Below are 25,053 nucleotides of genomic sequence, written 5' to 3'. Positions count from 1 at the left end.
ATGGCAACCCGAGAGCTCAAACCCGGCCAGCGTCGGATCACCGGCGGCGGGATCGTCGCCGACCTGGCGATCATCGCCTGGTTCGTCTTCGCGCTGTTCCCGATCCTGTGGATGATCTTGCTGGCGCTGAAGACGCCCGCGGAACAGACGTCGACCTACTTCGTGTTCTCCCCGACGCTCGAGAACTTCGTCACCGTGCTCACCGACCGCGGCACCGAACTGACCAGCGTCGACTTCAAGACCGCGATCCTGACCAGCCTGCTGAACTGCGGCGGCGCGGTGCTGGTGTCGCTGTTGATCGGCATCCCGGCGGCCTATGCGGCCGGGCGCTGGAAGTTCCGCGGCAGCGACGACCTGATGTTCACGATGTTGTCCTTCCGGTTCGCGCCCGAGCTGATGGTGATCGTGCCGCTGTTCGTGATCTACAACCAGATCGGGCTGTTCGACACCTCGGTCGGCATGATCTGGGTGCTGCAGCTCGTCACCATGCCGCTGGTGGTGTGGATCCTGCGGTCCTACTTCGCTGACCTGCCCGAGGACCTGGAGCAGGCGGCCCTGCTGGACGGCTACACCCGGCGGCGGGCGTTCTGGATGATCGCGCTGCCGATGGTGCGGCCCGGCATCGCCGCCGCGGCGCTGCTGGCCTTCATCTTCGCCTGGAACAACTACATGTTCCCGCTGATCCTCGCCGACTCCGCCGCATCGACGGTCACCGTGGCCATCACCAGCTATCTCGGCGGCGGCGGTCAGGCGTACTACAACCTCACGGCGGCCGCGGCCCTGCTCGGGGCGCTCCCGCCGCTGATCCTCGCACTGACGATCCAGCGCTACCTGGTTCGCGGACTCTCCTTCGGGGCGGTGAAGAGCTGATGGCAACCTTGCAGGTGCGCGGACTGCGCAAGCACTACGGAAAGACGGCCGCGGTGGACGGGGTGGACTTCTCCGTCGGCGACGGCGAGTTCTTCGTCATCCTGGGGCCCTCCGGGGCGGGCAAGACGACGACCCTGAAGGGCATCGCCGGGCTCGTCGAGACCGACGAGGGCACGGTCGAGATCGCGGGCCGGGACATGACCGGGATCGAGCCCTACCACCGCAATGTGGCGATGGCGTTCGAGTCCTATGCCCTCTACCCGCAGCGAACCGTGGCGCAGAACCTCGCCTCGCCGCTGCGCTCCGGGCGTACCGGTCGCTATTCCGAATCCGAGCAGCGCGACCGGATCGCCGCGGTGACCCAGACCCTGGGCATCGATCACCTGCTGGAACGGTTGCCGCGCGAGCTGTCCAACGGTCAGCGGCAGCGCACGGCGCTCGGCCGGGTGCTGGTCCGGCCGGCCGACATCTATCTGCTGGACGAGCCGCTGTCCCACCTGGACGCCAAGCTGCGGGCCGCGATGCGGGCCGAGCTGAAGTCGCTCGGCCAGATGTCCGACACCACCACCTTGTATGTCACCCACGACTACCAGGAGGCGCTGGCGCTCGGGGACCGGATCGCGGTGCTGCGGTCGGGACGGCTGGTACAGATCGGCAGCCCGGCCGAGGTCTGGCGTACGCCGGCGGACACCTTCGTCGCCAAGGCCCTCGGCCAGCCGGAGATCAACATCGTCGACGCAGAGGTGAGCGACGGTCGGATATCGACCCTGGGTTCGAGCTTCACGCCCGGTGCCGATCTTGATCTCGGCCGGGGTGATCGGGTGCGGCTCGGGCTCCGTCCGAGCGAGATCCAGGTCGATCATGGCGAGCAGGGCCCTGGCGAGGCGCTCGAGCTGACCGGTCGGGTACGCCTGGCCGAGCGGCTCGGCCGGCAGATCGAACTGACCGTCGATGTCGCGGGTACCGACCTGATTGTCGTCGACGCCGCGGAGTTGCGGCCCGCCGAGGGAGATCAGGTACGCCTGCGCGTCCCGCTGCACCAGGTACACGTCTTCGCCGCCGGCGGGGACGGCGAGGAGACCGAGCGGCTGGGGGCGGCGGCGCCGCGACCGGCGAAGGAGGCACGATGAGCACGGCGGTCACGTCGCGGGCGACCGGATCGGGTGTCGCGCCGCAGCGGCTGGTGCTGAACAAGCTGCGCAAGATCTATGCCAGCCGCGGTCGCGAGTCGTTCGAGGCCGTCAAGTCGATCGATCTGGAGATCGCGCCGGGCGAGCTGATCGCCCTGCTCGGCCCGTCCGGCTGCGGAAAGACCACCACGCTGCGGATGATCGCCGGGCTGGAGACGGTGACGTCGGGCGAGATCCTGATCGGCGAGCGTTCGGTCGGTGACCTGCCACCGGGGAAGCGCAATGTCGGCGTGGGATTCGAGAGCTACGCGCTGTATCCGCCCCTGACGGTGCGGGAGAATCTCGCCTACGGGCTCCGGGCGCGCAAGGTCGCCGATGCCGATGCGCGGGTCGACGAGATCGCGAAGCGGCTGGACATGACCGAGTTGCTCGACCAACGCCCGGCCGGGCTGTCCAGCGGGCAGAAGCAGCGGGTCGCGCTGGCCCGGGCGCTGATCCGCAAGCCCCCGGTGCTGCTGCTCGACGAGCCGCTCGGGCACCTCGATGCCTCGGCCCGGCAGCGGGTGCGGCGAGAGCTGAAGCTCCTGCAGCGGGAGTTCGGCTACACGACGATCGTCGTCACCCATGATCAGTTGGAGGCGCTGAGCCTGGCCGACCGGATGGCGGTGATGGACGCGGGCGTGATCCAGCAGTTCGGTACGCCGGACGAGGTCTTCGACGACCCCGCCAACCGTTTCGTCGCCGAGTTCGTCGGCGAGCCGGCGATCAACATGTTCGCCGGCGAGGTGGTCAGGGCAGACGGCGGGCTCGCCGTCCGGGTCGGCGACGGGGTGCTGGAGACCGCGGCGGTCGATGCCCGGCTCGGCGACACCGTGATGGTCGGCCTGCGTCCCCAGGACACCCAGGTCCTCGGCGACGACGCCACGGGCGGCCTCGGCGGTGCCGTGATCAACTTCGAGGACCTGCTCGAGTTCGGTCAGGCGTCGGTCCGGGTCAGGGGAGTGGAACAGCCGCTGCTGGTACAGACCCCGCCGGAGGTCGACTGGCGGCCCGGGGACACCGTGCGCTTCGGGGCGCGCCCGGACCGCGTACACCTCTTCGATTCCCGGTCCGGAGACCGGATCCGCTGAGTCCGTCCCGGCCCGGCGGGCCGGGACGGCGCGGGACGGTCAGTGCTTGACGGCCTTCTCGGCACCGGCGCCGGTGAGAGAGCGCACCGACAGCTCGGCGTAACCCTCCTCGCTGGCGGACTCCTTGCCGAGCATCGTGCCGATGAAACCGAGCAGGAAGCCCGCGGGGATCGACACCAGACCCGGGTTGTTCAACGGGAACCAGGCGAAGTCGGCCCACGGGATCAGCGACTTCTCCGAGCCCGAGACGACCGGGGAGAAGATCACCAGGCCGACGGTGATGATCAACCCGCCGTAGATGCTGCACACCGCGCCGAGCGTGTTGAACCGCTTCCAGAACAGGTTGTAGAGCAGGGCGGGCAGGTTCGCCGACGCGGCGACCGCGAAGGCCAACGCCACCAGGAAGGCGATGTTCAGGCCCTGGGCGAGCAGCGCCAGACCGATCGCGATCGCGCCGATCACAATGGCGGCGATCCGCGCCACGCGTACCTCCTGGCCCTCGCTGACCCGGCCCTTCTTGATCACCGTCGCGTACAGGTCGTGAGCGACCGAGGTCGCCGAGGTCAGCGTCAGGCCGGCCACGACCGCCAGGATGGTCGCGAAGGCGACCGCGGAGATCAGGGCCAGCAGCACCGCGCCGCCGATGCTGCCGGGGCCACCGCCGACGGCCTCGGCGAGCAGCGGGGATGCCACATTGCCGCTGGACTTGCGTACCGCCGATCCGTCACCGGTGTCGAGCAGCGCGGCGGCGCCGAAGCCGAGCACCAGGGTCATCAGGTAGAAGGCCCCGATCAGACCGATCGCCCACAACACCGATTTGCGCGCCGCGGCTGCCGTCGGCGTGGTGTAGAAGCGGATCAGGATGTGCGGCAGGCCGGCGGTGCCGAGCACCAGGGCCAGGCCGAGCGACAAGAAGTCGAACTGTCCGACCAGGTCCTTGCCATAGAGCTGGCCGGGCTGCAGGAAGGCCTCGCCCTTGCCGGCATTCTCCGCGCCGGCGGCGAGCAGGTCGGAGATGTTGAACCGGAACATCGCCAGCACCAGGATCGTGATCAACAAAGAGCCGATCATCAGCAGCACGGCCTTGACGATCTGCACCCAGGTGGTGCCCTTCATCCCGCCGAAGGTGACATAGATGATCATCAGTGCGCCGACGATCACGATCACGATGTTCTGCAGGAGTTGGTTGCCGGTCACCCCGAGCAGCAGGGCGACGAGCGATCCGGCGCCGACCATCTGGGCCAGCAAATAGAAGATCGACACCACGATCGTGGAGGCGGAGGCGGCGGTACGCACCGGCACCTGCCGCATCCGGTAGGCGAGCTGGTCACCCATCGTGTAGCGCCCGGAGTTGCGCAACAGCTCGGCGATCAGCAGCAGCGCCACCAGCCAGGCAACCAGGAAGCCGATCGAGTAGAGGAAGCCGTCGTAGCCGTAGAGCGCGATCGCGCCGGAGATGCCCAGGAACGACGCCGCGGACATGTAGTCGCCGCCAATGGCCAGGCCGTTCTGGAATCCGGAGAAGCCGCGACCGCCGGCGTAGTAGTCCGCAGCGCCCTTGGTGTTGCGCGAGGCCCAGATCGTGATCCCGATGGTCAGGGCGACGACGGCGAGGAACAGCCCGATCGTCAGCATGCTGCTGGTGTTCACCGCTCGACCTCCCGCTCGAAGCCCTCGCGCAGCTCGGTGGCGAGCGGATCGAGCTTCTTCTTGGTGTAGTTGGCGTACAGCGCCGCGATCGCGAAGGTCGAGACGAACTGCAGCAGGCCCCAGACCACCGCGACGTTGATGTGACCGATCACCGGCGTGTTCATGAAGCCGCGGGCCCAGTTGTTGCAGATCACGTAGAGGATGTACCAGGCCATGAACACCACCGTGGCCGGTACGACGAAGGACAGATATCGCTTGCGCAGAGTGGCAAACTCCGCGCTCTCGGCGATGCGTTGGTACGCCTGATGCTCGCGCGGGCTCTCCGCCTCGTATGCCGGATCAGTCATCGTCGACCCTCCTGTCGGCCCCGGGGAAGCCCTGTCGGCCCCGGGCAGCATCGCATGCCCCGATCGGCGGTCGGTATGTCGGCTCGCGGGTTCGTTGTGATTCCGTTACCTGGGTCGCGTACCCGCCGTCGCCGAGCCGCTCAGTGGTCGATCCGGATCTGCACGCTCTCGGTGACGTGGCTGAGATCCAGCCGCGAATGGTCGACGGTGGCCGCCCAGGCGACGGTCTGGAAGGGGAGTAGGAGGGGATCGGGTACGCGGGCGCTGCTGTCGTAGAGCGCCGCGATCTCGCCGAGCACGCGGTCCCGCTCGGCCTCGGGCTGGCGCTGCACCGTCGGCCGGCTGGCGACCATGTCCAGCAGGCCGCCGCGGTCGATCGGCACCCAGTTGCGCCAGGTCCGGTGCTCGGCCGGGGCGAAATGCTCGCTGCGTTCGATGGCCTCGATCGCGTCCGTGCCGTAGTCGCCGCGCATCGCGGTGGAGTCGAGTTGCTGGACCAGTCGCGCGAGGCGCTTCACCCAGGGCACGGTGTCGTCGCGGCTGTTCAGCGCCAGCACGACCCGGCCGCCGGCGCGCAGCACCCGGGCGATCTCCGGCAGCGCGCGGGCGCGGGAACGGCCGGCGGCGAAGCCCTCGCCGATCAGCACCCGGTCGAAGGTGTGGGGGGCGAAGGGCAGGTCCTCGTCGCTGGCCCGGACCGCCCCGCCGTTCACCCGTCCGGCCATCCGCTGGGCCTCGGCGGCGGTCCCCTCGAGCGCGGTGACCAGGCAACCGGCAGCCGACGCGAGCTCCGCCAGGCCGCCGAGCCGGCCCAGCGCGAGCACCCGCATCCCCTCGTGCGGAAGGGCCCAACGGACGCTGTCGGCTCCGAAGGGGGTAGGCCGGGTGCTCATGCCGAAACCCTAGTCGTCCGCCGACCCCCGAGGCGGGCTGGCAGACTCGGCGCGATGGCTCACACCGATGGCCCGAGGCCCGACGACCCGCTCGGGCGGCTCGCGCGCGCGGAGGGCGTACCGTCCGCGGTCGCGTCCGCCCGCGACGCCGCCGACGCCGTGTTGCGGGACCGCGGCCTGCGCGCGATCTCGCCGGAGGTCTCGGCGCGCGCGCTGTTGGCTGCCGCCCGCGCGTCGGCCGCGATCGAGGCCGACGACGGCCGCGACTGGACCGCGGGATCGGTCCGGTTGAGCACGGAACTGGTCGGGCTGGCCGCGGAGTTTCGCGGCGAGCCCGGCCGGGTGCTGGCACGGCTGCACACCCTCGCCGCGCGTGGGGTGCTGGACGACGATGCTCTCGGGCGGCTGCAACGCCCCGCGGCGGGCCGGATGGCCGACCTGTACGCGCTGATCGCCGGGCGCACCGCCGCCCCCGCCCTGGTGCTCGGCGCGGTGGTCCACGCCGAGATCGCCAGCACGCGCGCGTTCGGGCCGGGCAGCGGCCTGGTGGCGCGCGCCGCCGAGCGGCTGGTGCAGATCGGATCGGGCCTCGACCCCGCGGGGGTGCTGGTCCCCGAGGCCGGGCATCTGGCCGCGGGCGCGAGCTACCACGCGGCACTGGCCGGCTATGCGGCCGGCGGGACCGGGGTACGCGCGTGGATCCTGCACTGCGCGGACGCGTTCGCCCACGGGGTCGAAGTGTCGCCGGTACGCCAGAACTGACTCACCGGAGCTGATTCATCGGTACGCCGGAGCTGGCGTGTCACGGGAGGTCAAGCCGGGCTCGCGCAAGAAACGGCGCCCGTCTCACGACGGGCGCCGCCCTGCACATGGGAACCGAGGTGACCATGCGTGCAGTTCATCAATGCTGGCCGAGGCAAGCCTCGGAACTCAGCAACCCATGGATGGTTCTGGTCGCCGCGTGGGTACCTGTTCCGTTGTGAAGGCCTTGCACCAGTTGTACCCCTCCGCCGCCCGGAAGGGAAGACCCCGATCGCTGTGAATTGTCCACAGGCAACGGATTGCGCCGAATTGTCCACAGATCGGGCGGCGGGTCTGGTGCCCGGTTGACGGGCGCCGCAGCGTGGTCACATGGGTGTTGCCGAGGCCGATCCGCTGGTGATCACCGCCGATCCGCTGTTGCTTGATCAAGTCCTGGCGTCCGCGGCCGTGGCCGGTGTCGAGCCGGCCGTCGTCGACGAGCCGGGCGCGGCGCGGCGCCTGTGGCACGCCAGCCCGTCGGTGCTGGTGGGGCTGGACCAGGCGCGCGGGGTGACCGAGCAGTTGCTGCCCCGGCGGCCCGGCGTGGTGTTGCTCGGCCACGAGGCGGATCGCGCCGCACTGTGCGGGTGGTCACAGCCTCTGGGAGCCACCACGCTGGCCCTGCCCGCGGGGGTGGAGTGGCTGAGCTCGGTGCTCGCCGGAGACGGCGTCGTCGAGTCCGGCGGCGCCTCGGTGCTCGCCATCGCGGGCGGCTCCGGCGGGGTCGGCGCGTCCACCTTGGCCGTCGGGCTGGCGCAGGGTCTGGCCGCGCGCGGATCGGTGATCGTGATCGACGCCGACCCGGACGGTGGCGGTCTTGATCTTGTCCTCGGTGTGGAGCAGGAGCCCGGCTGGCGCTGGGACCGGCTTGCGACGGCGCGCGGCTTCGTTGCCGATCTTGGTCGGGAGCTGCCGCGCCGTGAGGGCGTCGGTGTGCTGGCCGCCAGTCGGTCGGGCGCGGGCGAGCCCGACGGCGCGGCGGTTTCCGCGGTCCTGCGCTCCGCCGCTCGCGGACACGACGCGGTGATCGTCGATCTTGGTCGCGGGGGCGGGCCGCTGGCCGAGCAGGTGTTGCGTCACGCGGGAGAGGTGTGGCTGCTGGCCGGCTGCGATGTCTGGTCCGTCGCCGCGGCGCGGCGCGCCGGCGAGCGGCTCGGGCGATCGGCCGCGGTGCGTGTGATCACCCGTGAGCGGCCGTGGAGCGATCTCGGGGGTCGCCAGGTGGCCGAACTGCTGGGTGCGCCGTGGCTGGGGTCGGTGCCGGAGGACCGTCAGCTCGGGCCGGGGATCGAGCACGGCGCCGGGCCGCTCGGCGCTGCCGGGCGGCGCTGGCGGCGGCGGGTCGAGCAACTCGCCGCCGGTATCGGGGCGGTCCCGTGAGCGCCGTTGATCTTGATCGACTCCGGCCCGATCTGGCCACGCTGGGGCGTGCCCCCACGGCCGCCGACGTCGCCTCGGCGATGCGGCGCTGCGGGATGGCGGTCACCGACAGCGCGGTGCTGGAGACCGTCGCCGAGCTGCGCCGCGACACCCTCGGTGCCGGCCCGCTCGATGCCCTGCTCCGCGAGCCGGGCGTGACCGATGTGCTGGTCAACGGTCCGGATCAGGTGTTCGTCGACCGCGGATCGGGGCTGGAGCAGACCGCCATCCGGTTCGGTTCCGATGCCGACGTCCGGCGCCTGGCGGCCCGTCTCGCCGCCTCCGCGGGGCGCCGGCTCGACGACGCGAGCCCGTACGTGGACGCGCGGATGAACGACGGGGTCCGGGTGCACGCCGTGCTCGGTTCGCTCGCCGCGCCGGGCACCTGTCTGTCCCTGCGCGTGCCGTCCCGGATCCACCTGTCCCTCGACGAGTGGGTCGAGCGCGGCTCGCTGCATCCCGTGGCGGCCGATGTCTTGCGGCAGGTCGTCGCGGTGCGTGTGGCGTACCTGGTCAGCGGCGGCACCGGTACGGGGAAGACGACCCTCCTCGCCGCACTGCTCGGACTGGTGCCGCACCGCGAGCGGTTGCTGATCGTCGAGGACTCCCGCGAGCTGGCCCCCGACCATCCCCACTGTGTGCGGCTCGAGGCTCGGCCACCGAACGGCGAGGGGATCGGTGCCGTCGAGCTCGCCGTCCTGGTCCGCCAGGCGCTGCGGATGCGGCCCGACCGGGTTGTGCTCGGGGAGGCCCGCGGTGCCGAGATCTGCGATCTGCTGACCGCCCTGAACACCGGCCACGAGGGCGGTTGTGGCACCGTGCACGCCAACTCCGCCGACGACGTGCCGGCCCGGATCGAGGCGCTGGCCGCCCTGGGCGGCCTGGACCGCAATGCGGTGCACGCGCAGCTGGCCTCCGCGGTCGAGGTGTTCGTGCACATCCGCCGCGGGCCGAGCGGACACCGGCAGGTGGCCCAGATCAGCGTGGCGCGGCGAGACGGCGAGTTCGTCCGCGCCGAGCCGGCGCTGCTGTTCGACGACACCGGCGCGCGGCGCGGCCCGGGTTGCGCCCGGCTGGAGCGGGTGCTCGGCCGATGAGCCCGGTGCTGGTCGGTCTCGCGGCGCTCGCGGCCGCGCTCGCAGCCATCGGCTGGTGCGGCGCGCGGGCGCCGACCGATCGGCTCACGGCACCGCTGCCGGGCCGCGTGCGGCGAGCGGGCCGCTGGCGATGGTTGGGGATCGCAGCACCCGTGATCATGGTCGCCGGGTATGCCGCCGCCGGCCCCGGCGCGGTGCTGCTGTCGCTGTCGGCGGTGCTGGTGGTGGCGGCGGTCGTGCTGGTGGCGCGCGCTCAGTTTCGTGCCCGGCGTGCCGCCGCCCGTCGCGACCAGGTGGCGGAGGCCTGTCAGGTGATCGCGCAGCATCTGCGCAGCGGCGCCATGCCCGGCAGCGCACTGGAGGACGCCGCGGCGGAGTACGCGGTGCTCGGGCCCGCCGCGGCCACCGCGCGGCTCGGCGGCGATCCGGTTCGGGTGCTGTTCGCGGCGGCCCGCGCGCCGGGGGCGGCCGGGCTGGCCGATCTGGCACGCGCGTGGTCGCTGATCACGAGCCTGGGTGCGCCCGCCGGGCCGTTGTTGGAGCGGATCGCGGAGAACGTCCGGCAGGCGCGAGACCTCGACCGGTCCGTTCGCTCGGAGCTGGCCGCGCCCCGGCTGACCGGCCGGCTGCTGGCGGTGCTTCCGGCGGCCGGGTTGGCCATCGGCTTCGCGGTCGGTGGCGACCCGCTCGGCTTTCTGACCGGGACGCTGGCCGGCCAGGCGTGCCTGCTCGGCGGGGTGGTCCTCGCCGTGGCGGGTGTGCTGTGGAGCGAGCGGATTGCCGGCACCGGGGAGGACGGGGCCCCGACAGGTGGAGGCGAGGACAGATGAGTGCGAGCTGGTTGGTCGCCGCCGCTGCCGTCGGTGCGTTCTTGTGGCTCGGCGTGCCGGCCCCCGACCGGGCACGCGGTCGGCTCCGACCGGCGGTCTCGGATGCCACGGCGGACGGCGGGCCGCGGATCGCCCTGCCGACCAGGCTGGCGGCGGGTGTCGGCGCGGGCACGGTCGCGGCATGGCTCGCGTCGGGCCTCGGCGCGGCTCCCGGAGTGGCGGTCGGCGGGCTGGTGGCCGTCGCCGTCATCGTCGCCCTCGGTCGCCTCGAACCGGCCGCCCTGGCGCGCGAGCGCCATCGCATCGTGCTGGAGTTGCCCGTCGCGCTCGACCTGCTCGCGAGCTGCCTGGCGGCCGGGCTGCCGCTGCGCCGCGCCTTGCCGAAGGTGACGGCGATGCTGCCGGGGCCGCTGGGTCGCGAGCTCGGCCGAGTCACCGCCCGGCTGGAGCTGGGCGAGGGCGACGCCGCCGCCTGGCGCGCGCTGGTCGACCATGATCAGCTCGGGCGGTTGGCCCGCGATGCCGCTCGTTCGGCCGAATCCGGCGCACCTCTCGCCGAGTTGTTCGGCCAGCACGCCCACGATGCCCGCGCCGATCGCCGGGCGGCGCTCGAGGAGCGGGCACGCACGGCCGGCGTGCGCGCGGTCCTGCCCGTGGCGCTGTGCTTCCTGCCGGCGTTCTTCCTGATCGGCGTCGTGCCCATCGTGGCCGGTGCCGTGATGATGCTGCTGCCCGCCTGATCGGCGGCGCCCGAGATGGCCGCCCCGGCGTTGCGGCCGTGCGGATGATCACCCGCTCCCGTCAGCCACCGGTTGCGATGTCCGCGCCGACCGCGGCGTTGTCCACAGCTCGGCAACCGCCCCCGGTCATCCACAGATTCAGCCGTCGGCGACAAAACACTCCGCCCGGATCCGACTGTCTGAACGACCCGATCGGGTCAGGCGTCGGGCGCGGCGATGGCGCCCGGGGTCCGGGGACATCAGGGAAGGAAGATCATGATCAACGAAGCGGAGAAGATCAACCGCGGGGCCGACGGCGTCGCCGACGCCGTCGGTGAGCGTCCCGCGGCCGGAGGGGAGCTGGTGGCCGTTCACCCGCGCCCGGGGCGCGACGAGCGTGGCATGAGCACGGCGGAGTACGCGGTGGGCACGGTGGCGGCGGTCTCGTTCGCCGGGGTGCTGTTGAAGGTGCTCACCGATCCCAATGTGCAGCGGATGCTCGTCGAGTTCATCATCTGGCTGATCGGGCTCTTCACGGGCCTCGATCCGTTCGGCACGGGTGCGCCGCCGACGACCCGCCCCTGAGCGAGCGAAGCCGCGGGGCGCCGACGACGGCGACCCCGCGGCAACTCGTCGCGGCGCCCACACCGGCACGCGCGACCTCCCACCACGACGGAAGGCAGCGAGATGATCCCGCACCGAGGCAACGCGACACCGCTCGCGCCCACGCGACGCCCGCCCGACCGCCGCGAGCGGGGCATGGTCACCGCGGAGATCGCGCTGGGCACGCTCGCGGTGATCATGGTCGCGGTCGCCATCGCCTGGCTGATCGGCGGTCTCACCCAGCAGGTGCGCTGTGCGGACGTGGCCTCGGAGGTGGCCCGGCAGGAGGCCCGCGGCGACCGCGCCGCCGCCGACCGGGCGCGCGGCCGGGCGCCGCGCGGGGCCAGCGTGGAGACGGTGCGCGAGGGGGGTCAGGTGGTCACCACGGTGCGCCTGGACTACCGGCCGCTGGAAGCGGCGCCGCCAGTCTCGTTGCGGGCGCGTTCGGTCGTGTTGCTGGAGCCGGGCGAATGAGGCGCGGGCCGGGGCGCCCGGGCGACGAGCGCGGCTCCGGGACGATGCTGCTGCTGGCGGCCATGATCGTCGCGCTGATGCTCGCCGCGGCCCTCGCCGTCGCGACGGGCTACCGCATCCCGCAGGCGCACGCCCGGGCCGCCGCGGACGCGGTCGCGCTGTCCGGTGCCATCGCCGTCCGATCCGGCGGCGACGCCTGCGCGGCCGCCCAGCGGGCGGCGAGCGCCAATGCCGTTCGACTGCTCGACTGCTCGATGGCCGGCGACTCGATCGACCACGTCGTCTCGGTGCGGGTCGCGGTCGCGGTCCGCGCACCGTTCGCCGGCCTGCCGCGAGAGGTCGTCGCCACCGCCCACGCCGGCCGGCTGGAGACCGCCTCCGCGCCACCTTGACGGCACGCGGCGGCCCGGCTTGTGGCCGGCCGCGCCATGCGCCAGACTGCGTGCCTGCCGCCGCGTGACCTCGGTCACAGCGGCGGCAGGCTGTGACTCCTATACTCCGGACCAGTCATTGGGGGCCAGGAGACAGCTCAACACCAACGCCGGCAACGTGGCCGGCCAGGGGAGGTCGACGTGGAGCCGGGAATCGCAGTCCTCGAGGGCGCCAACCTGACCATCGTGGTCGTCGTGGCGGTGATCGCCTGTATCGCCATCGCGATGGCCCTGGTGTTCCGCGGGCAGGTGCTTCGCGCCCCCGACGGCACACCGGGCATGCGCGCCATCGCCACCGCGGTGCAGGAGGGCGCGGCGGCGTACCTGGCCCGGCAGTTCCGCACCCTCGGCGTCTTCGCGGTGGTGGCATTCGTACTGCTGCTGGCGCTGCCCGCCGAGGCCGAGGATCCGGGGATGCAGTGGGTGTTGCGGATCTCGCGCTCCGCGGCCTTCCTGGTCGGCGGTTTCGCCTCGGCCATGATCGGCTACCTCGGCATGTGGCTCGCCGTCAGGGCCAACGTCCGGGTCGCCGAGGCCGCGCGTACCGACAAGCCGGCCGACGCCATGCGGGTCGCCTTCCGCACCGGAGCCTGCGTCGGGATGGCGACCGTCGGCTTCGGCCTGCTCGGGGCCGCGCTCGTCGTGTTGATCTTCCGGGGCGATGCGCCGATCGTGCTCGAGGGCTTCGGCTTCGGCGCGGCGCTGGTCGCGATGTTCATGCGCGTCGGCGGCGGTATCTTCACCAAGGCCGCCGATGTCGGCGCCGACCTGGTCGGCAAGGTCGAGCAGAACATCCCCGAGGACGACCCGCGCAATGCCGCGACCATCGCCGACAATGTCGGCGACAACGTCGGCGACTGTGCGGGCATGGCGGCCGACCTGTTCGAGTCCTATGCCGTGACCCTGGTCGCCTCGCTGATCCTCGGCCGGGCGGCCTTCGGCTCCGAGGGTCTGGTCTTCCCGCTGATCATCCCGGCGATCGGCGTGATCACCGCGCTGATCGGCGTCTTCCTGACCCGGCCGCGGCAGGGAGTCAGCGGCCTGACCACCATCAACCGCGCCTTCTACCTCTCGGCGCTGGTCTCGGCCGCCCTCACCGCGATCGCCTGTTGGACCTATCTGCCGGCGCGCTTCGCCGATCTCGGCGTCACCGAGTTCGCCGGGCCGATCGACGACCCGCGGGTCGTCGCCTTCGGCGCCGTGCTGATCGGGATCTTGCTGGCCGTGGTGATTCTGGCGCTGACCGGCTACTACACCGGCACCGACAAGCGCCCGGTCCGTGACGTCGGCAAGACCTCGCTCACCGGCGCCGCCACGGTCGTGCTGTCCGGCATCTCGCTCGGGCTGTCGTCGGCCGTCTACACCGCGCTGGTGATCGCGGCCGGCGTGCTCGGCGCGTTCCTGCTCGGCGGGGTCGGGGTGACGGGCCTGTTCACCATCGCCCTCGCCGGCTGTGGCCTGCTGACCACCGTCGGCGTGATCGTCGCGATGGACACCTTCGGGCCGGTCAGCGACAACGCCCAGGGCATCGCCGAGATGTCCGGTGAGGTCGACGGCGCCGGCGCGCAGACCCTGACCGACCTGGACGCCGTCGGCAACACCACCAAGGCGATCACCAAGGGCATCGCCATCGCCACCGCCGTGTTGGCCGCGACCGCGCTGTTCGGCTCCTACACCGACTCCATCGGCAAGGTGCTCGGTGATCGTTATGCCGCCTTCGTCGAGAGCGCCGCGGTGTACGTGCCGTCCACCCTCGTCGGCATCATCGTCGGCGCATCGGTGGTCTTCTTGTTCTCCGGCCTGGCGATCAGCGCCGTCGGTCGGGCGGCCGGCGCGGTCGTGATGGAGGTACGCCGCCAGTTCCGCGAGATCCCGGGGATCATGGAGGGCACCGGCAAGCCCGAATACGGGCGCGTCGTCGACATCGTGACCCGGGACTCGCTGCGCGAGCTGGCCACCCCGGGCCTGTTGGCGATCTTCGCCCCGATCGCGGTGGGCTTCGGCCTGGGGGCACCGGCGCTGGCCGGCTACCTGGCCGGCACCATCGCCTGCGGCACGTTGATGGCGGTCTTCCTCGCCAACTCCGGCGGTGCCTGGGACAACGCCAAGAAGCTGGTCGAGGACGGCTATCACGGCGGCAAGGGCAGCCCCGCCCACGAGGCCACCGTGATCGGCGACACCGTCGGCGACCCCTTCAAGGACACCGCTGGCCCGGCGATCAACCCGTTGATCAAGGTGATGAACCTGGTGGCGCTGCTGATCGCCCCCGCCGTGGTCGGGCTCTCGGCGCTCGCCGGTCAGGACAATCCGATCCGGTACGCCATCGCCCTCGCGGCGCTGGCCGTGATCATCGTCGCCGTCGTGATCTCCAGCCGCCGCGATATCGCGATCGCCGACGACTCCGATCAGGGATCGCCGCCGGTCGGCCCGGGCGGCGGAGCCGGCGAGGGTGCGGTCGCCGAGGTCGACGTGGTCGAGGTCGATGTCGAGATCGACTACGAGACCCCGGCCCGCCGGTTGGACTGACACCCGGCCGGACGCCCGGACCGGGCCGGGCGAGAGGAGCGTACCGATGGGCTATCGCGAGGAGTTCGACCAGAGCCTGGCCGATCCCCGGGGCTACTGGGGCGAGCAGGCCCGAGCGATCGACTGGTTCCGGCCGCCCGAGCAGGTGCTGACCGACGAGGAGCCGGTGCCGCGCTGGTTCGCCGACGGGATCCTGAACACCTGCTACAACGCCCTCGACCGACACGTGATCAACGGCCGCGCCGATGCGCCGGCGCTGATCCAGCATTCGACGATGACCGGTGCCCGGCGTACCTATACCTACGCCGAACTGCTCGAGCACACCGCCAAGCTCGCCGGGGTGCTGCGCGCGCTCGGCGTGGAGCGGGGTGACCGGGTGATCATCTACCAGCCGATGATCCCCGAGGCCGTGATGTCGATGCTCGCCTGCGCGCGGATCGGGGCGATCCACTCGGTGGTCTTCGGCGGGTTCGCGCCGAGCGAGCTGGCCGCCCGGATCGACGGCGCCGAGCCGAAGGTGATCATCTCCGCCTCCTGCGGGCTGGAGCCCGGCCGCGTCGTCGAGTACCACCCCATTCTGGAGAAGGCGCTCGAACGGGCCGACCATGCGCCCGAGCACTGCATCGTGGTGCAGCGCGAACAGGCGCCCGCCGAGCTCAAGGAGGGTCGCGATCTCGACTTCGCCCAGTTGATGCGCTCCACCGCGATCAAGCCCGCTCCGGCGGCCGACGTCGCCGCGACCGATCCGCTCTACATCCTCTACACCTCCGGCACCACCGGGAAGCCGAAGGGGATCGTCCGCGACAACGGCGGACACGCGGTCGCCCTGGCCTACGCGATGCGCACCATCTACGACATCGGGCCGGGCGAGGTGATGTTCACCGCCAGCGACGTCGGCTGGGTCGTCGGGCATTCGTTCATCGTCTACGGCCCGCTGATCGCCGGTGCGACGACAGTGCTGTACGAGGGCAAGCCGGTCGGTACGCCCGACGCGGGCGCCTTCTGGAAGGTGGTCGCCGAACACGGCGTCAAGGCGCTGTTCACCGCACCGACGGCGATCCGGGCGATCCGCAAGGTCGATCCCGACGCCGAACTGGTGGCCGCGCACGACATGTCGAGCCTGCAGACGCTGTTCCTGGCGGGTGAGCGGACGGATCCCGACACGCTGACCTGGGCGGGGGAGAAGCTCGGCGTACCCGTGGTGGACAACTGGTGGCAGACCGAGACCGGTTGGCCGATCGCGGCGAACCTGCGCGGGCTGGAGCCGATGCCGATCAAGCCGGGCTCGCCGTCGGTCCCGGTGCCGGGCTACGACGTCGCGGTCCTCGGTCCCGATGGCGAGCGGGTGGGCCCGGACACCGAGGGCGCGATCGCGATCAGGCTCCCGCTGCCACCGGGCACGCTGGCCGGGGTGTGGCGCGACCCGCAACGCATGATCGATTCCTATTTGAAGGCCTATCCCGGCTACTACTCCACCGGCGACGGCGGCGTGATCGACGCGGACGGCTACCTGACCATCCTCGGCCGCACCGATGACGTGATCAATGTTGCCGGGCACCGCCTGTCCACGGGGGCGATGGAGGCGGTGCTCGCCACCCATCCCGCGGTGGCCGAGTGTGCGGTGATCGGTGTCGCCGACGAGCTGAAGGGTCAGGTGCCGCGCGGGTTCGTGGTGTTGAAGGAGGGGCAGTCGGTCGAGCCTGATCAACTCGCCGCCGAACTGGTCCAGCTCGTCCGGGACGAGATCGGCGCCGTGGCCGCGCTGCGCCGGGTCGATGTGGTCGCGGCCCTGCCGAAGACCCGCTCGGGCAAGATCTTGCGCAAGACGATGCGGGAGATCGCCGACGGCAAGGACGCCGTCGTGCCCTCCACCATCGAGGATCCCGCCGTCGTCGACGACCTGCGCGACGTACTCACCTCCTGATCGCACCCGACCACTCGTCGGGGTTGTGGCCGGCCGGGCTCGGCTTGTCCGCGCCGAAAGCGACCACTCGCCCCGGTTGTGGCGGGCGGGTTGGGCGTATTCGCGCCGGAAGTGACCGCCCGCCCGGGTTGTGGCGACTGGGCTGTGGCCGGCGGCCGGACTCGGCCTACTGCGCCGGAAGCGACCGCTCGCCGGGGTTGTGGCGGGCGGGTTGGGCGTATTCGCGCCGGAAGTGACCACTCGCCGGGGTTGTGGCGGGCGGGTTGGGTGTGTTCGCGCCGGAAGTGACCACTCGCCCGGGTTGTGGCGGCGGGCCTGGGACTGGCGGCGCGCTGGCACCCCCGCCGGAAGCGACCACTCGCCGGAGTTTGTGCTGTCGCTCTGGCCCGATCCTCGCCATTACCCGTGCGAGTGGTCGGTTTCGGCGAGGTTGCCGTCCGCTCGGCCGATGACAGATCCCGGGCGCGAGCCGACCCGGCAGGCGCGAGTCCACCCGGGAGGCGCGAGCCGACCCGCCACCTCCACCGCCGCCCGCTTGCCCGACCGGCGCGCATCCGCTTCGGTTGGCGCATGGACTTTCCCGCGAAGCGGCTCCGGGAGGCCTTCGAGGCCGCCGGCTACACCGTCGACGGCGTGCTGCGGCGGATCGGCGAGGCCGGACAGGCCGGCCTCGGGCGCAACCAGACGATGCCCGCCCGGCGCGCGCTCGGCGAGGCCGGCGACCCGCTCGCCACGCTGATCCGGCTGTTCCTGCTGCAGCAGCCGGCACCGGCCGAGCACGTCGACCGGGCGCTGCCCGGTCTGACGGACACCCTGCTCGCTCTCGACATCGTCCGCTGCGCCCCCGACGGCCTCCGCGCCGCGATCGACCTGCGGCCATATGCCACCGACGACGAGCAGCCGCGCTGGATCGTCTCCGATCTCACCCCGGGTCTCGACGGACCGGCCGGCCCGATGCGTCCGGACTACGTGCTCGGCGTCTCCTCGGCCTCCACCACGCTGGCACAGCTCACCATCCGGCGCCCGATCGGCCGGGCCCTCGATCTGGGCACCGGCTGCGGCGTGCAGTCCCTGCACCTCGCCGCGCACGCCGACGAGATCATCGCCACCGATCTCAATCCGCGCGCGATCCGGCTGGCCGCCTGGACCGCCGCGCTCAACCAGGTGGCGGTGGATCTGCGCGAGGGCGATCTGTACGAACCGGTCGCCGGCGAGACCTTCGACCTGATCATCACCAACCCGCCCTATGTGATCGCCCCGCCGGCCGACGACGACCGCCGCCTCACCTACCGCGAGGCCACCCGCACCGGGGACGAGCTGGTCCGCGAGGTGATCACCGCCGGGCTGGAGCACCTGGCCCCGGGCGGCACCCTGCAGATCCTCGGCAACTGGGCGCACCAGCGTGACGGCGACTGGGCCGGCCGGCTCCGCGACTGGCTGCCCGCCGCCGGCGTCCGGGCGCTGATCATCGAGCGGGAGCTGCTGGACCCCTTTGAGTATGTCGAGCTCTGGCTCACCGATGCCGGCCTGTTCGGTACGCCGGGCTATGCCGATGCCTATGCCCGCTGGCTCGACTACTTCGCCGAGCTCGGCATCACCGCCGTCGGGATGGGCTGGATCACGATCCGCCGGATCGACGACGCCACGCCCTCCGACATCGCGATCGAATCCTGGCCGCATGCGGTCCAGCAGCCCGTCGGCGGTGCGTTGGCCGAATGGCTGGACGCGGCGCCGGTGGCCCAGCTCGGCGAGGCCGAGCTGTTCGGGCGTACCTTCACCATCGCACCCGATGTCGATGCCGAGACCATCGGCCGGCCCGGGGCCGCCGATCCCGAGCATCTGCTGCTGCGCCGCAGGGCCGGGCTGCGCCGCGCGGTGCGGACCGACACGGCGCTCGCCGCGGTCGCGGGTGCCTGCGACGGCGACCTGCCGCTCGGGGTGATCGTCGATGCCGTCGCCGGGCTGCTCGACGCCGACGCGGGCGACCTGCGTACCGACCTCACCCCGCGGCTGCGCGGCCTGATCGCCGACGGCTTCCTGCGCGGCTGAGGCATCCGACGGGCTTGGCCCGCTGGACGCCTCCGGTACGCTTCGGCGGTGCGGCCCCGCCGCTGGGGTGCGCGATCGGAGAGGAAGACGTGGCTAACGGAGCGACCAGGACCCTCGTGATCGTTGAGTCGCCGACCAAGGCGACCAAGATCGCGGGCTTTCTCGGCGATGAGTACATCGTCGAGTCGAGCCGGGGTCACATCTCCGATCTGCCGACCAATGCGTCGTCGCTCCCGGCGAAGTACAAGGGTCAGCCGTGGGCGCGGCTCGGCGTCGACGTGGACCACGACTTCGAGGCGATCTACGTCGTCCCGGCCGACAAGAAGTCCACCATCACCGCTCTGCGCAATGCGCTTGCCGATGCCGACGAGTTGCTGCTCGCCACCGACGGTGACCGCGAGGGCGAGGCGATCGCCTGGCACCTGCAGCGCCAGCTCAAGCCGAAGGTGCCGACCCGGCGGATGGTCTTCCACGAGATCACCGAGTCCGCGATCCGGGAGGCGCTGACCCAGCTCCGCGATCTCGACATGGACCTGGTCGACGCCCAGGAGACCCGCCGGATCCTGGACCGGCTCTACGGCTTCGAGGTCTCCCCGGTGCTGTGGCGCAAGATGACCAAGAACCTGTCCGCCGGCCGCGTGCAGTCGGTGGCGACCCGGCTGGTCGTCGACCGCGAGCGCGAGCGGATCGCGTTCCGGACCGCGTCCTACTGGGATCTCGACGCGCTGCTGGACGCCGGCGCCGACGCGGAGCCGCGGCAGTTCACCGCCCGGGTCACCGAGCTCGGCGGTCGCCGGATCGCCCGCGGCGGCGATTTCGACGCGAGCGGCCGGCTGACCGGCGCCCAGTTGCTGCAACTGGACGAGAATTCGGCCACTGCCGCCGCGGCGGCCCTGCGTACCGCCCCGCATTCGGTGCGAAGCGTGGAGGCCAAGCCCTACACCCGCCGGCCCTATGCGCCGTTCCGCACCACGACCATGCAGCAGGAGGCCGGCCGCAAGCTCGGCTTCTCCGCCCAGCGCGCGATGTCGGTCGCCCAGGATCTGTACGAGGGTGGCTACATCACCTACATGCGTACCGACTCGGTGAATCTGTCCAACAGCGCGATCGGCGCGGCGCGCGACCAGGTCCGCCAGCTCTTCGGGCAGCAGTATCTGCCCGACAAGCCGCGGATCTACTCCTCGAAGGTGAAGAACGCCCAGGAGGCGCACGAGGCGATCCGACCGGCCGGCGACAGCTTCCGCACCCCCGCGCAGACCGGTCTGTCCGGCGATGCGTTCCGTCTCTACGAGCTGATCTGGATGCGCACCATCGCCTCCCAGATGGCCGATGCGCGCGGCGAGACGATCAGTGTGCGGATCCGCGCCGACCTTGATCAGCCGGTACGCCTGGAGCTGGCGACGGGTGATCGCCACGACGCGCCCGACGCGCTGCTCACCGCATCCGGCCGGACGATCACCTTCCACGGATTCCTGAAGGCCTATGTGGAATCCGTCGACGACGGCGCCTCGGACGATCAGCAGAGCCGGCTGCCGCAACTGGTCGCCGAACAGGTGGTCGAACCGGTCGAGGTGACCCCGGCCGGTCACGAGACGCGGCCCCCGGCCCGCTACAACGAGCCGTCGCTGGTCGCGAAGTTGGAGGAGCTGGAGATCGGCCGGCCGTCGACGTATGCCTCGATCATCCGGACGATCACGGCACGCGACTACGTGTTCAAGCGCGGCTCGGCGCTGGTGCCGACCTGGCTGGCCTTCGCGGTCACCCGGCTGCTCGAGGAGCACTTCACCCAGCTCGTCGACTACGACTTCACCGCGGAGCTCGAGGACACCCTCGACGAGGTGGCCAAGGGTGACGCGCACCGGGTCGCGGTGTTGTCGGAGTTCTACTTCGGTGGCGGCGATGCGGTGGGGCTGAAGGCGCTGACCACCGAGCTCGGCGACATCGATGCGCGCAAGATCAGCACCTTCGGCATCGGTGATCTTGACTCGGGGCTCAGCGTGCGGGTCGGCCGCTACGGGACGATGGTCGAGGACGCCGAGGGCAACCGCGCCGCAGTTCCCGATGATCTTCCGCCCGACGAGCTGACGGTCGAGAAGGCGCGCGAGCTGCTGGCGCGGCCGATGGGGGAGGAGCGCGAGCTGGGCCTGGACCCGGAGACGCACACCCCGATCGTGGCGCGCAACGGACGGTTCGGCCCCTACGTCACCGAGGTGTTCGGCGAGGATGCCCCGAAGGGGGTCAAGCCGCGTACCGGTTCGCTGTTCGCGTCGATGGAGATCGACACGATCGATCTGGAGACGGCGCTGAAGCTGCTGTCCCTGCCGCGGGTCGTCGGCGAGATCGACGGGGAGACGGTGACCGCGCAGAACGGGCGTTACGGTCCCTATCTGAAGAAGGGCAGCGATTCCCGCTCCCTCGACACCGAGCAGCAGATCTTCACGATCACGCTGCCGGAGGCCAAGGAGCTGTACGCCCAGCCGAAGCGCCGCGGCCGGGCCGCCGCCAAGCCGCCCCTGAAGGAGCTCGGCGCCGACCCGAACACGGGCCGGCCGATGGTGATCAAGGATGGCCGCTTCGGGCCCTATGTCACCGACGGCGAGTACAACGCGACACTGCGCCGGGGCGATGACGTGGGCACGATCACCGCCGAGCGGGCCGTCGAACTGCTCGCCGAGAAGCGTGCCAAGGGTCCCGCCAAGAAGGCCGCGAAGAAGGCGCCGGCCAAGAAGGCCGCCGCCAAGAAGTCGACCGCCAAGAAGTCGACGGCCAAGAAGTCCACGGCCAAGAAGGCGACAGCCAAGAAGTCGACGGCCAAGAAGAGCCCGGGCCGGTCCGGATCGTCGGCCGGCGGGAGCTGAGCATGACCACCCCGGCGCCGGCCGCGGTGAAACTGCGGGTCGAGCTGCCGTTCACCGCCCGCGCGCCGCGGTTGATCAACCCCGAGCTCGGCATCGACCGGGTGCTGGTGCTGCGCGGCGCCGGGCGGCGCTCGACGACTCAGTTGACCGTGCTGGACACCCCCGATCATCGGCTGCTGCGCGCCGGAGTGCTGCTCGCCCACCGCGTCGCCGATGGGCGCGGCGACTGGTTCCTCGCCGCACCCGATTGGGCGCCCTGGCTGCCGGGGGAGCGGGTCGAGCCGATGGCCGACGGCGACCTACCGACCGAGCTCGCCGCGCTGGTCCGACCGTTCCGCCGCTCGGCCGCCCTCGGCCCGGTCGCCGCGCTGGAGTACGACCGGTGGACCTATGCGCTGCACGGTGCCGGCCAGGACGGCGAGACCCGACTCGGTGTCCTACATGATCAACTGGTCACGGTACGCACCGCGGGCGTGATCACCTCGCGCTACCGCGAGGGCACCCTGACCGGTGACGGGATCGATGCTGCCCAGCGGGACTGGGTGAGCGAGATGCTCGCCTTCGCCGGCGGCACCGTGGTGGAGGAGTTCCCGAGCATCGCCCAGCGGATCGGCTCCCCCGCGACCGGCCACACCGACTTCCCCGCGCCGACGGCTTGGCAGCGCGATTGTCCCGCCGAGGCGGCGATCACGGCGATCCTGGCCGGCCGGCTGCGGATGATCATGACCGCCGATCTGGCGCTGCGCGGCGGCTCCGGGGCCGCCCGTGACCTGGCCGAACAGCTCCGCGCCCTGGCCGTCGAGCTGCGTGGCCTCGGCCCGCTGCTTGTCCATGATCAGGCCGGCGTCGCCGAGTGGCGATCGCTGGCCGATCGGCTCGACGACGCCGCGGAGCTGGATGCGATCGCGCTGATCAACAGCGGGCGCTATCTCGGGTTGCTGGACGCGCTGGTCCGCGAGGTACGCGCCCCCCGGGTGGTGGGCGGGATCGACACCTCGGGAGCGTTGTCGGCCGGCGACGCATTCGGCGCGCTGCTGGAGCGGGTGGTGGCCGACTTCGTCGAGGCCTGCGACGTCTTCGGTGCCGACGGGCCGGACGCTACCTGGCGCGCGGCACTGCTCGCCGGTGATCAACTCATCCACAGCTCGACGATCACGGAGCTGGTACGCCCGAAGCGGGCCGCGCGGCTGCGGCGGCGTACCGAACGGCTGATGGCCGATCTCGAACAGTGCGTCGGCGAGCCGCCGGCGATCACCGATCGGGTCGAGGAGCTGAGCCCGGCGGAGGCCTTCGAGGCCGGCCGGGCCCACGAGCGGGCGCGCATCGTCGTCCGTCATGCCCGCCACGAGTTCCTGCGGAAATGGGGCCGGGCGCGGGAGCGGTTCGCGTGAGCGGGGTGTTCGTCGTCTTCGAGGGCGGCGACGGCGTCGGCAAGTCGACGCAGCAGAAGCTGCTCGCGCAGCGCCTGGCGGCTGCCGGCGTACCGCACGTGGTCACTCGCCAGCCCGGCGGCACCGCCGCGGGCCAGCGGATCCGCGAGTTGCTGCTCGACCCGACGACGGGCGATCTCGATCCGCGCGCGGAGGCGCTGCTCTACGCCGCCGACAAGGCCCAGCACGTCGGTGAGGTGATCCGGCCGGCGCTGGAGCGCGGCGAGGTCGTGGTCAGCGATCGCTACGTCGATTCGTTGCTGGCCTACCAGGGCGCCGGCCGGGTGCTGCGCGCCGAGGAGGTGGCCGCGGTCGCGGCCTGGGCGACCGACGGGCTGCGCGCCGACCTGACGGTGCTGCTCGACCTGGAGCCGGGCGCAGGCGTCGGCGCGAAGGCCGACAAGGACCGGATCGAGGCCGCCGGCGATGCCTTCCACGAGCGGGTACGCGAGGGCTTCCTCGCCCTCGCCGCCGCGCACCCGGCGCACTATCTGGTGCTGCCCGCGCGGCACTCGCGCGAGCAGATCGCCGAGCAGGTGTGGCGGCGGCTGGCAGAGCTGTTGTCCGAGCCGGCGGGCAGACTGGACCCGTGAGCGCTCCCAGCACGGACACCGGCGTCGCGCGGGCCGAGCCGTTGACCGGGGTCTGGTCCGACCTGGTCGGTCAGCAGGCCGCCGTGTCGGTGCTCCGTCGCGCCGTCGCCGGGGGCCCGCACGCGATGTCGCACGCCTGGCTGATCACGGGCCCGCCCGGTTCGGGCCGGTCGAATGTTGCCCGGTCCTTCGCCGCGGCGCTGCAGTGCGAGCGCACCCCGGCCGGGTGCGGCGAGTGCCGGGCCTGTCGCACGGCGCTGAGCGGCGCGCATCCCGATGTCACGCTGGTCCGCACGGAGCTGTTGTCGATCGGCGTCGATGAGATCCGCGACCTGGTCCGGCGCGCATCGATGAGCCCGTCCGTCGGGCGCCACCAGGTGATCGTGATCGAGGATTCGGACCGGATCACCGAGCGCGGCGCCGACGCGCTGCTGAAGAGCATCGAGGAGCCCGCGCCGCGCACGGTCTGGCTGCTCTGCGCGCCGACGGCCGAGGATGTGGTGGCCACCGTCCGGTCCCGGTCGCGGCTGCTGCACCTGACCACCCCGACCCCGGCGGCGGTCGCCGACCTGTTGCAGCGCCGCGACGGCATCGATGCCGAGACCGCCACCCGGGCCGCCCGGGCCGCCCAGGGCCACATCGGCCGGGCGCGGGTGCTGGCGCGCAGTACCGACGCCTGGCAGCGGCGCAGCGCCGTGCTGCAGATCCCGGGCCGGCTGCGGGGGCTCGGCGCGTGCCTGGAGGCGGCGGAGGCGCTGGTGAAGTCGTCTGCGGAGGAGGCCGCCCAGATCACCGGCGAGCTCGACGGCAAGGAGCGCGCCGAGCTGGAGCAGGCGCTCGGGATGGGCACCAAGGGGGTACGCAATCGCTCGGCGACGGCGGCCCTGCGCGAGCTGGAGGAGCAGCAGAAGGCGCGTGGCAAACGGCTGCAGCGCGACGCGCTCGACCGGGCCCTGACCGAGCTTACGGCGTACTACCGCGACGTGTTGAGCGTGCAGACGGGTTCGGGGGTCGAGCTGATCAACCCCGAGCTGGCGGCAGAGATCGGGGCGCTCGCCCGGCGTACCCGCCCGGAGGCGACCCTGCGCCGGATCGACGCGCTGCTGGCCTGTCGGGAGGCGCTGGAGACCAACGTGCCGCCGCTGCTGGCCACGGAGGCCATGCTGGTGGCGATCGTCGAGGCCGACGGCGAGGGTTGAGTCCGGCGGGCCGAAACGCCGTGTCGATACGCCGTCACGGGGGTTGGCGGTGCGAGAATCCCGTGTGACACAGGTGAAGG

The 25,053-nt window shown here is 71.9% G+C and carries 21 protein-coding genes; 18 read left to right on the top strand and 3 right to left on the bottom strand.

Annotated elements, in window-relative coordinates; all coding sequences use genetic code 11:
• Genes ACXDC7_RS01095 through ACXDC7_RS01085 form a run of 3 tightly spaced genes read left to right on the top strand, consistent with a single transcriptional unit; the run spans position 1 to position 3,130 of the window.
• The gene (locus ACXDC7_RS01095) at positions 1-870 is read left to right on the top strand and encodes a carbohydrate ABC transporter permease (protein WP_459220900.1); all 870 of its coding nucleotides are present in this window, start codon (positions 1-3) and stop codon (positions 868-870) included.
• A complete protein-coding gene (locus ACXDC7_RS01090) occupies positions 870-2,000 on the top strand; it encodes an ABC transporter ATP-binding protein (RefSeq protein ID WP_179445210.1) in 1,131 nt (376 codons plus the stop codon). Before ACXDC7_RS01095 ends, ACXDC7_RS01090 begins: the two co-directional genes overlap by 1 nt.
• Complete coding sequence (locus ACXDC7_RS01085; RefSeq protein WP_459220899.1) at positions 1,997-3,130, top strand: ABC transporter ATP-binding protein; 1,134 nt, start codon at positions 1,997-1,999, stop codon at positions 3,128-3,130. The genes ACXDC7_RS01090 and ACXDC7_RS01085 overlap by 4 nt, the downstream gene beginning before the upstream one ends.
• 39 nt (positions 3,131-3,169) lie before the next feature.
• On the opposite strand, the gene ACXDC7_RS01080 is transcribed toward ACXDC7_RS01085, so the two are convergent.
• From ACXDC7_RS01080 to ACXDC7_RS01070, 3 genes are all read right to left on the bottom strand, one after another.
• The gene (locus ACXDC7_RS01080; RefSeq protein ID WP_179446539.1) at positions 3,170-4,765 is read right to left on the bottom strand and encodes a solute symporter family protein; all 1,596 of its coding nucleotides are present in this window, start codon (positions 4,763-4,765) and stop codon (positions 3,170-3,172) included.
• A gap of 11 nt (positions 4,766-4,776) precedes the next feature.
• A complete protein-coding gene (locus tag ACXDC7_RS01075; protein WP_179445212.1) occupies positions 4,777-5,127 on the bottom strand; it encodes a DUF485 domain-containing protein in 351 nt (116 codons plus the stop codon).
• Positions 5,128-5,267: 140 nt separating this feature from the next.
• Positions 5,268-6,020 (bottom strand): class I SAM-dependent methyltransferase, encoded by a 753-nt coding sequence (locus ACXDC7_RS01070; RefSeq protein WP_459220898.1) that lies wholly within the window; start codon positions 6,018-6,020, stop codon positions 5,268-5,270.
• A gap of 54 nt (positions 6,021-6,074) precedes the next feature.
• On the opposite strand from ACXDC7_RS01070, the gene ACXDC7_RS01065 reads away from it, so the two are divergent.
• The 15 genes from ACXDC7_RS01065 (at position 6,075) to ACXDC7_RS00995 (ending at position 24,973) form a co-directional block, all read left to right on the top strand.
• Positions 6,075-6,782, top strand: coding sequence for an oxidoreductase (locus tag ACXDC7_RS01065; RefSeq protein WP_459220897.1), 708 nt, complete (start codon positions 6,075-6,077; stop codon positions 6,780-6,782).
• Between the two features lie 369 nt (positions 6,783-7,151).
• Positions 7,152-8,201 carry a septum site-determining protein Ssd gene (gene ssd / locus ACXDC7_RS01060; RefSeq protein ID WP_179445215.1) on the top strand — a complete coding sequence of 350 codons (1,050 nt, stop codon included), beginning with the start codon at positions 7,152-7,154 and terminating at the stop codon, positions 8,199-8,201.
• Entirely contained in the window at positions 8,198-9,337 is a 1,140-nt protein-coding gene (locus tag ACXDC7_RS01055; RefSeq protein WP_459220896.1) for a TadA family conjugal transfer-associated ATPase, read from the top strand. Before ssd ends, ACXDC7_RS01055 begins: the two co-directional genes overlap by 4 nt.
• Positions 9,334-10,167 carry a type II secretion system F family protein gene (locus ACXDC7_RS01050; RefSeq protein ID WP_459220895.1) on the top strand — a complete coding sequence of 278 codons (834 nt, stop codon included), beginning with the start codon at positions 9,334-9,336 and terminating at the stop codon, positions 10,165-10,167. The genes ACXDC7_RS01055 and ACXDC7_RS01050 overlap by 4 nt, the downstream gene beginning before the upstream one ends.
• A complete protein-coding gene (locus ACXDC7_RS01045) occupies positions 10,164-10,907 on the top strand; it encodes a type II secretion system F family protein (protein WP_459220894.1) in 744 nt (247 codons plus the stop codon). Before ACXDC7_RS01050 ends, ACXDC7_RS01045 begins: the two co-directional genes overlap by 4 nt.
• A 255-nt stretch (positions 10,908-11,162) precedes the next feature.
• Positions 11,163-11,471, top strand: a complete 309-nt coding sequence (locus tag ACXDC7_RS01040) for a DUF4244 domain-containing protein (RefSeq protein WP_459220893.1) — start codon at positions 11,163-11,165, stop codon at positions 11,469-11,471.
• A 102-nt stretch (positions 11,472-11,573) separates the two neighbouring features.
• On the top strand, positions 11,574-11,963 hold the full coding sequence (locus ACXDC7_RS01035) for a TadE family type IV pilus minor pilin (RefSeq protein ID WP_459220892.1): 390 nt from the start codon (positions 11,574-11,576) through the stop codon (positions 11,961-11,963).
• Entirely contained in the window at positions 11,960-12,355 is a 396-nt protein-coding gene (locus ACXDC7_RS01030; RefSeq protein WP_459220891.1) for an Rv3654c family TadE-like protein, read from the top strand. The genes ACXDC7_RS01035 and ACXDC7_RS01030 overlap by 4 nt, the downstream gene beginning before the upstream one ends.
• Before the next feature lie 180 nt (positions 12,356-12,535).
• On the top strand, positions 12,536-14,920 hold the full coding sequence (locus ACXDC7_RS01025) for a sodium-translocating pyrophosphatase (protein WP_179445222.1): 2,385 nt from the start codon (positions 12,536-12,538) through the stop codon (positions 14,918-14,920).
• A gap of 46 nt (positions 14,921-14,966) precedes the next feature.
• Positions 14,967-16,844 carry a propionyl-CoA synthetase gene (locus tag ACXDC7_RS01020; RefSeq protein WP_459220890.1) on the top strand — a complete coding sequence of 626 codons (1,878 nt, stop codon included), beginning with the start codon at positions 14,967-14,969 and terminating at the stop codon, positions 16,842-16,844.
• A 570-nt stretch (positions 16,845-17,414) separates the two neighbouring features.
• Positions 17,415-18,893, top strand: a complete 1,479-nt coding sequence (locus ACXDC7_RS01015; protein ID WP_459220889.1) for a DUF7059 domain-containing protein — start codon at positions 17,415-17,417, stop codon at positions 18,891-18,893.
• Positions 18,894-18,982: 89 nt separating this feature from the next.
• Entirely contained in the window at positions 18,983-21,751 is a 2,769-nt protein-coding gene (gene topA / locus ACXDC7_RS01010) for a type I DNA topoisomerase (protein ID WP_459220888.1), read from the top strand.
• A gap of 2 nt (positions 21,752-21,753) precedes the next feature.
• Complete coding sequence (locus tag ACXDC7_RS01005) at positions 21,754-23,142, top strand: hypothetical protein (protein ID WP_459220887.1); 1,389 nt, start codon at positions 21,754-21,756, stop codon at positions 23,140-23,142.
• The gene (gene tmk, locus ACXDC7_RS01000; RefSeq protein ID WP_459220886.1) at positions 23,112-23,774 is read left to right on the top strand and encodes a dTMP kinase; all 663 of its coding nucleotides are present in this window, start codon (positions 23,112-23,114) and stop codon (positions 23,772-23,774) included. The genes ACXDC7_RS01005 and tmk overlap by 31 nt, the downstream gene beginning before the upstream one ends.
• Positions 23,771-24,973: a DNA polymerase III subunit delta' gene (locus tag ACXDC7_RS00995; RefSeq protein ID WP_459220885.1), complete on the top strand. Its 1,203-nt coding sequence runs from the start codon at positions 23,771-23,773 to the stop codon at positions 24,971-24,973. Before tmk ends, ACXDC7_RS00995 begins: the two co-directional genes overlap by 4 nt.
• Positions 24,974-25,053 lie beyond the last annotated feature (80 nt).

It is taken from the genome of Naumannella huperziae, assembly GCF_054073625.1.
Note: the sequence above shows the minus strand (reverse complement) of the source record. Positions and strands in the feature narration are given on the sequence as shown.

What these genes read in the sequence shown, in the direction of transcription:
- ACXDC7_RS01095 (WP_459220900.1), top strand. Translation starts at nt 1, where the DNA reads ATGGCAACCCGAGAGCTCAAACCCGGCCAGCGTCGGATCACCGGCGGC.
- ACXDC7_RS01090 (WP_179445210.1), top strand. Translation starts at nt 870, where the DNA reads ATGGCAACCTTGCAGGTGCGCGGACTGCGCAAGCACTACGGAAAGACG.
- ACXDC7_RS01085 (WP_459220899.1), top strand. Translation starts at nt 1,997, where the DNA reads ATGAGCACGGCGGTCACGTCGCGGGCGACCGGATCGGGTGTCGCGCCG.
- ACXDC7_RS01080 (WP_179446539.1), bottom strand. Translation starts at nt 4,765, where the DNA reads ATGCTGACGATCGGGCTGTTCCTCGCCGTCGTCGCCCTGACCATCGGG.
- ACXDC7_RS01075 (WP_179445212.1), bottom strand. Translation starts at nt 5,127, where the DNA reads ATGACTGATCCGGCATACGAGGCGGAGAGCCCGCGCGAGCATCAGGCG.
- ACXDC7_RS01070 (WP_459220898.1), bottom strand. Translation starts at nt 6,020, where the DNA reads ATGAGCACCCGGCCTACCCCCTTCGGAGCCGACAGCGTCCGTTGGGCC.
- ACXDC7_RS01065 (WP_459220897.1), top strand. Translation starts at nt 6,075, where the DNA reads ATGGCTCACACCGATGGCCCGAGGCCCGACGACCCGCTCGGGCGGCTC.
- ssd (WP_179445215.1), top strand. Translation starts at nt 7,152, where the DNA reads ATGGGTGTTGCCGAGGCCGATCCGCTGGTGATCACCGCCGATCCGCTG.
- ACXDC7_RS01050 (WP_459220895.1), top strand. Translation starts at nt 9,334, where the DNA reads ATGAGCCCGGTGCTGGTCGGTCTCGCGGCGCTCGCGGCCGCGCTCGCA.
- ACXDC7_RS01045 (WP_459220894.1), top strand. Translation starts at nt 10,164, where the DNA reads ATGAGTGCGAGCTGGTTGGTCGCCGCCGCTGCCGTCGGTGCGTTCTTG.
- ACXDC7_RS01040 (WP_459220893.1), top strand. Translation starts at nt 11,163, where the DNA reads ATGATCAACGAAGCGGAGAAGATCAACCGCGGGGCCGACGGCGTCGCC.
- ACXDC7_RS01035 (WP_459220892.1), top strand. Translation starts at nt 11,574, where the DNA reads ATGATCCCGCACCGAGGCAACGCGACACCGCTCGCGCCCACGCGACGC.
- ACXDC7_RS01030 (WP_459220891.1), top strand. Translation starts at nt 11,960, where the DNA reads ATGAGGCGCGGGCCGGGGCGCCCGGGCGACGAGCGCGGCTCCGGGACG.
- ACXDC7_RS01020 (WP_459220890.1), top strand. Translation starts at nt 14,967, where the DNA reads ATGGGCTATCGCGAGGAGTTCGACCAGAGCCTGGCCGATCCCCGGGGC.
- ACXDC7_RS01015 (WP_459220889.1), top strand. Translation starts at nt 17,415, where the DNA reads ATGGACTTTCCCGCGAAGCGGCTCCGGGAGGCCTTCGAGGCCGCCGGC.
- ACXDC7_RS01005 (WP_459220887.1), top strand. Translation starts at nt 21,754, where the DNA reads ATGACCACCCCGGCGCCGGCCGCGGTGAAACTGCGGGTCGAGCTGCCG.
- tmk (WP_459220886.1), top strand. Translation starts at nt 23,112, where the DNA reads ATGGGGCCGGGCGCGGGAGCGGTTCGCGTGAGCGGGGTGTTCGTCGTC.